Here is a 10,738-nt window from a genome sequence, read left to right on the forward strand (position 1 = left end):
GCAGCAGCGCCGGCAGGCCCGGCGGGGCGGCGGTCTGCGGTCGGGGGCGCGTCGGGACGGGCGTGATCCGCTGCCGTTGGGTGCGGCCGTCAGCAGGTTGATCGCGGAGCGGGGGTGGGAGACTCCGGCGGCTGTCGGCGGGGTGATGGGGCGCTGGCCGCAGCTGGTGGGGCCGCAGGTGGCGCAGCACTGTGAGCCGCAGCGGTACGACGAGGAGGAGCGGACCTTGTCGGTGCGGTGCGACTCGACGGCGTGGGCGACGCAGTTGCGGTTGCTGGCGCCGCGGCTGGTGGCGCGGCTGAACGAGGATCTGGGGCAGGGCACCGTGAAAATGATCAAGGTGCGGGGTCCGGAGGCGCCGCGCAGGGGGTACGGGCCGTTGCGTGCTCCCGGCAGCAGGGGGCCGGGCGACACCTACGGGTGAGCCCGTGTGGGGTCCGGGTGGCGCCTGGGTGGTTTCCGGGCCCCTGCCCGAGGGCGGTTCCGGTGGGTTTGTGGGGGTTTTCCGCAGGGTCGTCGCGGTGTGTGCGCGCCTCGGGACAGCCGGAGACGGGCCAAGGCGCTCAGCGCCACTGTGAAGCTCTTTGCCCCCCGGTCCAGATATGGGGAGTCGACGGATGCCAGTTCAGGGCGGCACATGCCAACTCAGGCACCGGCAAACCCCCACTCACATCTGAGTCACCGGTACACTGGGGGACTACCGCACCGTTGCGGAACATGTCGAACGACGCAGCCGCTCCGCATTGCCCTGGAGACGGCCTGTGCTGTGCCAGAAAGGGCGCTTCGTGGCCGATTCCGGCGATCTCAACGAGAACGAGCAGACGACTCCGCCGCAGCCCGCGGAGGTAACCCCCGATCACGGCGAGCGCGCTGTCGCGGACCCCGCGGGTGGCGGCGCGGTCGCGTCAGGTGCCGAGGCGGCGGCCGACGCCTCGTCGTACGACGCGAGCGCGATCACCGTCCTGGAGGGTCTGGACGCGGTCCGCAAGCGGCCCGGTATGTACATCGGGTCGACGGGTGAGCGTGGTCTTCATCACCTGGTCCAGGAGGTGGTGGACAACTCCGTCGACGAGGCCATGGCCGGGCACGCGGACACGATCGATGTGACGCTGCTGGCCGATGGCGGTGTGCGGGTGGACGACAACGGGCGCGGTATCCCCGTGGGCATCGTCCCGTCGGAGGGGAAGCCGGCCGTCGAGGTCGTGATGACCGTGCTGCACGCGGGCGGCAAGTTCGGCGGCGGCGGGTACGCCGTCTCCGGTGGTCTGCACGGCGTCGGTGTCTCGGTCGTCAACGCGCTGTCCACCAGGGTCGCCGTCGAGGTCAAGACAGAGGGCCACCGCTGGACGCAGGAGTACAAGCTGGGGACGCCGACGGCCCCGCTGCAGAAGAACGAGGCGATCGAGGAAACCGGGACGTCCGTCACGTTCTGGGCGGATCCGGGCATCTTCGAGACGACGGACTACTCGTTCGAGACGCTCGCGCGGCGCTTCCAGGAGATGGCCTTCCTCAACAAGGGTCTGACCATCGCCCTGACCGACGAGCGCGAGGGCCACGTCGACGAGGAGGGCAGGCCGAACGCGGTCCGCTACCACTACGAGGGCGGCATCGCGGACTTCGTGCGCTACCTTAACTCCCGCAAGGGGGAGCTGGTCCACGACACGGTGATCGACTTCGAGGCCGAGGACAGCGAGCGGATGCTGTCGGTCGAGATCGCCATGCAGTGGAACAACCAGTACAGCGAGGGGGTCTACTCCTTTGCCAACACGATCCACACGCACGAGGGCGGCACGCACGAGGAAGGCTTCAGGGCCGCGCTGACGGGCCTGATCAACCGGTACGCGCGCGACCGCAAGCTGCTGCGCGAGAAGGACGACAACCTCACGGGTGAGGACATCCGCGAGGGCCTGACGGCGATCATCTCCGTGAAGCTGGGCGAGCCCCAGTTCGAGGGCCAGACGAAGACGAAGCTGGGCAACACGGAGGCCAAGACCTTCGTCCAGCGGATCGTCCACGAGTACCTGACGGACTGGCTGGACCGGAACCCGAACGAGGCCGCGGACATCATCCGCAAGGGCATCCAGGCGGCCACGGCCCGGGTCGCGGCCCGCAAGGCGCGCGACCTGACGCGGCGCAAGGGGCTGCTGGAGACGGCGTCGCTGCCGGGCAAGCTCTCGGACTGCCAGTCCAACGACCCGGTCAAGTGCGAGATCTTCATCGTCGAGGGCGACTCGGCGGGCGGCTCGGCCAAGTCGGGCCGTGACCCGGAGTACCAGGCGATTCTGCCGATCCGCGGCAAGATCCTGAACGTGGAGAAGGCCAGGATCGACAAGGTCCTGCAGAACGCCGAGGTGCAGGCGCTGATCTCGGCGTTCGGCACGGGCGTGCACGAGGACTTCGACATCGAGAAGCTCCGCTACCACAAGATCATTCTGATGGCGGACGCCGACGTCGACGGCCAGCACATCAACACCCTGCTGCTGACCCTGCTCTTCCGGTTCATGCGCCCGCTGGTGGAGTCCGGACACGTGTTCTTGTCCCAGCCCCCGCTGTACAAGATCAAGTGGAGCCGGGACGAGTACCAGTACGCCTACTCCGACCCCGAGCGCGACAGCCTCATCCAGCTCGGCCGCGAGCAGGGCAAGCGCATCAAGGACGACTCGGTGCAGCGCTTCAAGGGCCTGGGCGAGATGAACGCGGACGAGCTGCGCGTCACGACCATGGACATCGAGCACCGCGTCCTGCGCCAGGTGACGCTGGACGACGCGGCAGCCGCCGACGACCTGTTCTCCATCCTCATGGGCGAGGACGTCGAGGCCCGCCGCTCGTTCATCCAGCGAAACGCCAAGGACGTCCGCTTCCTGGACATCTGACGTCGGCCCACCCCCGCCCCACCAGGGCCGGGGTGCCCGAAGCGTGCCGCACACAGAGAAGGACTTGATCTTCAGACATGGCCGACGAGACCCCCACCACCCCTGACGAGCCCACGCCCGAGAACGCGCCCGCGCCCGACAGCGCGCTCGTGGACACCGAGGCAGGCGCCCGCGTCGAGCCCGTCGCCCTCGAGACGGAGATGCAGCGCTCCTACCTCGACTACGCGATGAGCGTCATCGTGAGCCGTGCGCTGCCCGACATCCGCGACGGCCTCAAGCCGGTGCACCGCCGGGTGCTGTACGCGATGTACGACGGCGGGTACCGCCCCGAGAAGGGCTTCTACAAGTGCGCCCGCGTCGTCGGCGACGTCATGGGCACCTACCACCCGCACGGCGACACCTCGATCTACGACGCGCTGGTGCGGCTGGCGCAGCCGTGGTCGATGCGGATGCCGCTGGTGGACTCCAACGGCAACTTCGGCTCGCCGGGCAACGACCCGGCCGCGGCCATGCGGTACACCGAGTGCAAGATGGCGCCGCTGGCCATGGAGATGCTCCGGGACATCGACGAGGAGACCGTCGACTTCCAGGACAACTACGACGGCCGCAACCAGGAGCCGACGGTCCTGCCGGCGCGCTTCCCCAACCTGCTGGTCAACGGCTCCGCCGGGATCGCGGTGGGCATGGCGACCAACATCCCGCCGCACAACCTGCGCGAGGTCGCCGCCGGCGCCCAGTGGTATCTGGACCACCCGGACGCGTCCAACGAGGAGCTGCTGGAAGCCCTCATCGAGCGGATCAAGGGCCCCGACTTCCCCAGCGGGGCGCTCGTGGTGGGCCGCAGGGGCATCGAGGAGGCGTACCGCACCGGGCGCGGCTCGATCACGATGCGGGCCGTGGTGGAGGTCGAGGAGATCCAGGGCCGCCAGTGCCTGGTCGTCACCGAGCTGCCCTACCAGGTCAACCCGGACAACCTGGCGCTGAAGATCGCCGACCTGGTCAAGGACGGCCGGATCGGCGGCATCGCCGATGTCCGCGACGAGACCTCCTCGCGCACCGGGCAGCGCCTGGTCATCGTCCTGAAGCGGGACGCGGTGGCCAAGGTCGTCCTCAACAACCTCTACAAGCACACCGATCTGCAGACCAACTTCGGCGCCAACATGCTGGCCCTGGTCGAGGGCGTGCCGCGCACGCTGTCGCTGGACGCCTTCATCCGGCACTGGGTCGCCCACCAGATCGACGTCATCGTGCGCCGCACCCGCTACCGGCTGCGCAAGGCCGAGGAGCGGGCCCACATCCTGCGCGGTCTGCTCAAGGCACTGGACGCGATCGACGAGGTCATCGCACTGATCCGGCGCAGCCAGACCGTCGAGGAGGCCCGCGAGGGCCTGATGGGGCTGCTGACGATCGACGAGATCCAGGCCAACGCGATCCTGGAGATGCAGCTGCGCCGGCTCGCGGCCCTGGAGCGGCAGAAGATCACCGCCGAGCACGACGAGCTCCAGGCGAAGATCGACGAGTACAACGCGATCCTGGCCTCCCCCGAGAAGCAGCGCCAGATCATCGGCGACGAGCTGCGCCAGATCGTCGACAAGTTCGGTGACGACCGGCGCACCCAGCTGATCCCCTTCGAGGGCGACATGTCCATCGAGGACCTGATCGCCGAGGAGGACATCGTCGTCACGATCACCCGTGGCGGCTACGTCAAGCGCACCAAGACCGACGACTACCGCGCCCAGAAGCGCGGCGGCAAGGGGGTGCGGGGCACGAAGCTGAAGGAGGACGACATCGTCGACCACTTCTTCGTCTCCACCACCCACCACTGGCTGCTGTTCTTCACCAACAAGGGCCGCGTCTACCGGGCCAAGGCCTACGAGCTGCCGGACGCGGGGCGCGAGGCGCGCGGCCAGCACGTGGCCAACCTGCTGGCCTTCCAGCCCGACGAGCAGATCGCCGAGATCCTGGCCATCCGCGACTACGAGGCGGCCCCGTACCTGGTGCTGGCCACCAAGTCCGGGCTGGTGAAGAAGACTCCGCTCAAGGACTACGACTCGCCCCGCTCCGGCGGCGTCATCGCCATCAACCTCCGTCAGATGGACGACGGCCGGGACGACGAGCTGATCGGCGCCGAGCTGGTCTCCTCCGACGACGACCTGCTGCTGGTCAGCAAGAAGGCGCAGTCCATCCGCTTCACCGCGACCGACGAGTCGCTGCGCCCGATGGGCCGCGCCACCTCCGGTGTGAAGGGGATGAGTTTCCGCGAGGAGGACGAACTGCTCTCGATGAATGTCGTGCGGGCGGGTACGTTCGTCTTCACGGCCACCGATGGGGGGTACGCGAAGCGGACGAACGTGGACGACTACCGGGTCCAGGGCCGCGGCGGACTCGGCATCAAGGCCGCGAAGATCGTGGAGGACCGTGGCGAGCTCGTGGGGGCGCTGGTGGTCGAGGAGAGCGACGAGATCCTCGCCATCACCCTCGGCGGCGGTGTGATCCGCACGCGGGTCAGCGAGGTGCGCGAGACAGGCCGTGACACCATGGGCGTCCAACTGATCAACCTGGGCAAGAAGGACGCGGTCGTCGGCGTCGCACGCAACGCCGAGGCCGGTCGTGAGGCCGAGGAAGTGGAGGCCGCGGTGGGCGACCCCGAGGAGGGGGAGCCGCAGGACGCGCCCGGCTCCGACGAAGACTAGTACCGACTGGGACGACCAGGACGACGAGGACGAGGAGCAGGGCGTGAGTGGTGCTCAGCCTCAGCCGAAGGCGCAACCGCAGCCTCAGCCGCAGGCCAAGCCACCATCCCCGACGCAGCCCGAGCAGCAGCCGCACCGGCCGCCCCAGGCCTACCCCTCCCCGCAGGAGGACAAGGGATCGGGGCAGTCCGGCACCGTGCGCAAGCCCCGTACCGGGGCCCGCACGGTGCCGCGGACGCGCAAGGCACGGCTGCGGGTGGCCAAGGCCGACCCGTGGTCGGTGATGAAGGTCAGCTTCCTGCTGGCCGTGGCGCTGGGGCTGTGCACCGTGGTGGCGGTGGCCGTGCTGTGGATGGTGATGGACGCGATGGGCGTCTTCTCCACCCTGGGCGGCACCGTCAGCGAGGCCACCAGCGCCGACGGCAACGGCGGCTTCGATCTGGAGACCTTCCTCTCGCTGCCCCGCGTCCTGGTCTTCACCTCGCTCATCGCGCTGATCAACGTCGTCCTGGCCACGGCCCTGGCCACCCTCGGTGCCTTCATCTACAACCTCTCCGCGGGCTTCGTCGGCGGTGTCGAGCTGACCCTCGCGGAGGACGAGTAGTCCCTCGTCGGGACGGTGGGGAAACCGATTTGGGACCACGGCCCCGAGTGCGCTAATCTTTCGGTGCAGCGAGCGGCTATAGCTCAGACGGTTAGAGCGCTTCCCTGATAAGGAAGAGGCCCCAGGTTCAAGTCCTGGTAGCCGCACCGAAGCACACGAAGGCCCGGCCCCCTCGAAGGGGGACGGGTCTTCGTCGTGTGTGCGGGCCCCTCCCCGGCGTGTCCGGCGGTCTTGCCGGGTGCGCTCATCGGGTGGAAGGCGCGGCCGACGGGACTGTTCGGCGCCCGCCGCGGTCAGCCTTCCTCCACGTAGCCGTCCGCCTGACCAGGGAGAAACCATGCGCATGCGTACCGTTGTGAGCGCCGCCGGAGCGGTCGCCGCCCTCGCCCTCGGGACGGCCGGTACCGCAGTGGCCCACGCGCCGTTCGGGCCCTCGGGCGGGGGCGTGTCCGACAACGACACCAGGTCCGTCACGGAGGGCTCCTTCGCCGGTCCCCTCTCCGCGCTCGCCGCCGACGCGGCGTCCCGCTACAGCGAGCCGTGGACGGTCTCCGCGCCGGGCGGGCAGCGCGCCGTGCGGTGACGTTTGCCCCGCCTCCCGGCCTGGTACCGGTAGCCCGTCCTGGACGTCGGGAGCACCGACGTCTCCTCGGCGAGCGGAGTGCTGTGATGACCAGTCCCCAGCCCGAGCCGGAGCCGGAGCGGGAGCCGCGGAACCCACCGACGAACGGTCCGACCGGCGGGCCGGCGAACGGTCCGGCCGGCGGCCCGGCGAACGGGTCGGCCGGCGGGTCGGCGAACGGTCCGGAGAACGCGCCGAAGGCCGGTCCGGGAGGCAGGCCGGAGGGCGGACGTGAGCCCGGTGGCGGGCCCGAGGGCGGGCCCGGACCCGTGGACGAGGCGCAGCGGGAGAAGACCTCGGGGCGTCGGCCCGAGGGGCCCGCGCACCAGCGGCGCGGCGGGCTGGGGCAGACGCTGAAACGGACGCTGACCGAGTTCAAGGAGGACAACCTCTCCGACTCGGCCGCCGCCCTCACCTACTACGCGGTCCTGTCGATCTTCCCCGCTCTGATCGCGCTGATCTCACTGGTCAGCCTCGTGATGAGCCCGAAGAAGATCGTCAGCACGCTGACCGACCTGGTCAGCTCGATCGGCCCCGCCTCGGCCGTGGACACCTTCAAGAAACCGATCGAGTCCATGGCGTCCGGCTCGGGAACACCGACCATCCTGCTGATCGTCGGCGCACTGGGCGCGCTGTGGACGGCCTCCGGATACGTGGGGGCCTTCATCCGGGCCTCGAACGTGATCTACGAGGTCGAGGAGGGCCGCTCCTTCTTCAAGCTGCGCCCCGTACAGCTGGTGGTGACGCTGATCGCGGTGCTGCTCCAGGCGGCCGTGCTGATCGCCCTGGTGGTCAGCGGGCCGCTGGCGAAGAAGGCCGGGGACGCGCTGGGAGCCGGTGACGCGGCGGTCACGGCGTGGAACTGGGCCAAGTGGCCGGTGATGGTGCTGGTCGTCATCCTGATCATCGCCGTGCTGTACTACGCCTCGCCCAACGCCAAGCTGCGCGGCTTCGCCTCGGTGCTCCCCGGCGCCGTGCTGGCGCTGGTCATCTGGCTGGTCGCGTCGGTGGGCTTCGCGTTCTACGTGGCGAACTTCGGCTCCTACAACAAGACCTACGGGGCGCTCGGCGGGATCGTCGTCTTCCTGGTGTGGCTGTGGTTGACCAACCTGGCCATCCTGCTGGGCGCGGAGTTCAACGCGGAGCGGGAACGCGGCCGGCAGCTCGCCGAGGGCGTGCCGGGCGCCGAGCGGGAGCTCCAGTTGCAGGAGCGTTCCCGCACCAAGCGGAAGAAGCGTTCCCGCACGGCCTGAAGGCGCGCCGGGATCCGGCCGGGCCGACCCCTTTGTCCGTCGGGGCCGTTGGGTATCATCGGCCGCCAGGAAGTCGAATGTCTATGAAGGACGAGGTAGCGCGGTGAAGAAGCTGATCCTGGTCGCACTGGCCGCAGTCGGCGGTCTCCTCGTGTACCGCCAGATCCAGGCGGACCGCGCCGAGCAGGACCTGTGGACGGAGGCGACCGACTCCGTGCCCGCAGGTTCGGGTGTGTGAGCCCGGCCGACAGCGAACGCCAGACGAGTTTCAGTAGGCCCTGACCGCCCCGAGCGGTCAGGGCCTTCGTCGTGGCCGGGCCCGGCCTGCGCGCCGGGCGGACAGGCCGGGCGAGCGGACAGGCGGACAGGCGGACGGGCGGGGCGGGGCGCTCGCGACGCGGCCCAGGGGATGCGGGGCGCGGGGAGTGAGCGCGGGGCCGCTCAGTTCTGGTGCGCCTCGTAGTGCTTGACCGCGTCCGAGGTGCGGCCCGCGCCGTAGACCCGCAGGAACTCGGCCAGTTCCGGATGCGAGGGGGCCAGCGCGTTCGAGGCGTCGATGATGTCGGCGGCGTCCGAGACCGAGCGCAGCAGAGCCTGGATCTCCCGCACGACACGCTTGACGGGGGTCTGCGAACTGCCGGAGGGAGCCGCCTGCGCGGCGTTGTTCAGCACACTGCCGCCCGCCGTACGCCGGATCTCGTCCATCCGCCCCGTCGCGTCGGCCGCGCTCACGTCGCCGCGCGACACCTCCGCGGCCAGCTCCTGGAGGGCCTGCACGCGCTGGACGACGGCCGGATTGCCGATCTTTGCGCGCTGCCCGCTCATGAGCTGCGAAAGCATAGGCGCGGACAGTCCGAGCACCGTCGCGAGGCGGGCCTGGTTGAGGCCGAGGTCGTCGATCAGCCGGCGGAACAGAGTCCCCAACGGCTCGCCGTACCACTGACTCTGGAGCTCGCGCGCCTTGGCCGTCGCGTCTTGTGCTGCTGCGTCCATGAGGTCTCCCCTGGGCTCCCCTGTGTCACTTCGCTCGCGCGAACTTGCCGTGCATCCTACGGACGGCGACGGGTGCGGGCGATACCCGGTCGGAAGGAGTGCGCGAGAGCGCGTATCCTGGTGCGGACGGGGCCATAGCTCAGTTGGTAGAGCGCTGTCTTTGCATGGCAGATGTCAGGGGTTCGACTCCCCTTGGCTCCACGTCGATCAGCTCCCCCGACCTGCGAGAACGCGGGTCGGGGGAGCTTTTTCGCAGGGCGGCGCCCGGCGCCTCACGCCAGGGCCAGGCGGCCCGGCGCCTCACAGATGCGGTGCGGGCTTCGGGTCGGTCGCCCAGGTCACCACCTGGTCGCGGTCGGCGCGCAGTGCCCGCTCGAACAGCGCGGCGTACTCCGCCGTGCCGAGGCGTGTGCGGGCCGCCGCCTGCCCCCGCTCCCGCAACGGCGCGACCTCGGGGGTGCCGCGCTGGTGGTGGCCGACGATCTCCCAGTGCTGCGCGCTGGCGCCGTAGGCGAGTGCCGCGTGCCGCGGGGCGCCGCGCTCCGCCCAGGAGGCGGCCAGCAGCTCCAGGCCCAGCGCGATGCCGAAGCGGTCGCCGAGGCGGCGTTTGGCAGCCAGCATGTCCCGCGCGTGCGTGGTCGCCTCGGCCGCCCTGCCCTCGAACAGGGCGATCAGCGCCAGCTGGTAGTCGGTGTAGGAGCGCGTCCAGTACTCCCCCGTGCGCACGCATGCGCGGCGCAGCGTCTCGGCCGTCTCGCGCGCCTCCTTCAGCCGTCCCGCGCCGGTGAACGCGAAGACCCGCACCAGGCGGCAGAGCGTGCCGCCGAAACCGGAGGCGTCAGGGCCCGTGGCGCCGCGCAGGGCCTCGTCGGCCCTCGCGAGGGCGGCCAGCGGGCGGCCGGTCAGCAGAGCGGCCAGACCGTCCAGGTAGGCGGCCTGGCGCAGCCCTTCCGCGTCACCCGTCGCGCACGCCGACTCCCTGGTGAGGGCGGCGTACTTGCGTCCCGTGGCGTGGTCGCCCTGGAGGACGTGGGCCAGCCCGAGCGACCACAGGCCCTGCGTCCGCCGGGGCCCTGGGCGGCCGGTGGCAGCCAGCGCGAGCTGCAGGAAGTGGTCGGTCTCGTACAGGTGGCCGCAGCACACCCAGAAGAACGCCACGTTCCCGGCCAGCTCCAGTGCCGCCTCCGGGTCGGCGCCCAGCAGGTACCGCAGGGCTTCGCGGATGTCGTGGTACAGGCTCTCCAGCCGCGCGTACCAGTCGTGCTGGCGGGAGCTGAGCCACTCGTCGCGGGCCAGCCGGGACAGCTCCAGCACCACCCGGGAGTGCCGGTCGGCGACGTGTTCCTCCTCGCCCAGTTCCCGCAGCCACATCCGGCCGTACTCGCGGATGGTGTCCAGCAGCCGGTAGCGGCCGTCCTTGCCCCGTGTGACGACCGACTTGTTCACCAGCCCCGCCAGGCAGGAGCGCAGCTCCCGGGGGTGCAACGGGCCGCCGGTGCACACCTGCTCGGCGAAGGCCGCGTCGAATCCGCAGGGGAAGGCGGTCAGCCGGGCCCACAGCAGGCGTTCGGTGGGGCGGCACAGTTCGTGGCTCCAGCCGACCGCGGTACGCACCGCGCCGTGCCGCGCCGGCTGCCCCGGTGCGGGGACGTCCAGAGGGTGGGGGGGCGGTAGCGGCCGTCCTTGCCCCGTGTGACGAC

8 protein-coding genes, 2 tRNA genes and 1 pseudogene are annotated in these 10,738 nt (G+C 70.4%); 9 read left to right on the top strand and 2 right to left on the bottom strand.

The features are described from left to right. The 8 genes from AB8Z75_RS22820 to AB8Z75_RS22855 all read left to right on the top strand — a co-directional run. The coding region (locus tag AB8Z75_RS22820; protein WP_369204895.1) for a DUF721 domain-containing protein at positions 1-424 on the top strand (424 nt) is incomplete at its 5' end. 337 nt (positions 425-761) lie between these two features. Continuing rightward, positions 762-2,873, top strand: coding sequence for a DNA topoisomerase (ATP-hydrolyzing) subunit B (gene gyrB / locus AB8Z75_RS22825; protein ID WP_369204897.1), 2,112 nt, complete (start codon positions 762-764; stop codon positions 2,871-2,873). Between the two features lie 77 nt (positions 2,874-2,950). Next, positions 2,951-5,566: a DNA gyrase subunit A gene (gyrA, locus tag AB8Z75_RS22830; RefSeq protein ID WP_369204899.1), complete on the top strand. Its 2,616-nt coding sequence runs from the start codon at positions 2,951-2,953 to the stop codon at positions 5,564-5,566. Positions 5,567-5,609: 43 nt separating this feature from the next. Further along, complete coding sequence (locus AB8Z75_RS22835) at positions 5,610-6,170, top strand: DUF3566 domain-containing protein (protein ID WP_369204901.1); 561 nt, start codon at positions 5,610-5,612, stop codon at positions 6,168-6,170. 72 nt (positions 6,171-6,242) lie between these two features. After that, positions 6,243-6,316, top strand: a tRNA-Ile gene (locus AB8Z75_RS22840). A 197-nt stretch (positions 6,317-6,513) separates the two neighbouring features. Continuing rightward, complete coding sequence (locus tag AB8Z75_RS22845; protein ID WP_369204903.1) at positions 6,514-6,753, top strand: hypothetical protein; 240 nt, start codon at positions 6,514-6,516, stop codon at positions 6,751-6,753. A 308-nt stretch (positions 6,754-7,061) separates the two neighbouring features. Next, positions 7,062-8,045, top strand: coding sequence for a YihY/virulence factor BrkB family protein (locus AB8Z75_RS22850; protein ID WP_369204905.1), 984 nt, complete (start codon positions 7,062-7,064; stop codon positions 8,043-8,045). 103 nt (positions 8,046-8,148) lie between these two features. Beyond that, entirely contained in the window at positions 8,149-8,283 is a 135-nt protein-coding gene (locus AB8Z75_RS22855) for a DLW-39 family protein (protein WP_220182642.1), read from the top strand. Between the two features lie 203 nt (positions 8,284-8,486). Here the strand turns inward: AB8Z75_RS22855 and AB8Z75_RS22860 are convergent, their stop codons facing one another. Continuing rightward, complete coding sequence (locus tag AB8Z75_RS22860; RefSeq protein ID WP_369204907.1) at positions 8,487-9,038, bottom strand: helix-turn-helix domain-containing protein; 552 nt, start codon at positions 9,036-9,038, stop codon at positions 8,487-8,489. 128 nt (positions 9,039-9,166) lie between these two features. On the opposite strand from AB8Z75_RS22860, the gene AB8Z75_RS22865 reads away from it, so the two are divergent. Then, positions 9,167-9,239: transfer RNA gene (locus AB8Z75_RS22865), tRNA-Ala, on the top strand. Positions 9,240-9,338: 99 nt separating this feature from the next. On the opposite strand, the pseudogene AB8Z75_RS22870 reads toward AB8Z75_RS22865, so the two are convergent. Then, positions 9,339-10,738, bottom strand: a pseudogene (locus AB8Z75_RS22870) (regulator); the annotation flags it as partial.

The sequence above is a fragment of the Streptomyces sp. PU-14G genome (genome assembly GCF_041028275.1).
GTDB lineage: Bacteria > Actinomycetota > Actinomycetes > Streptomycetales > Streptomycetaceae > Streptomyces.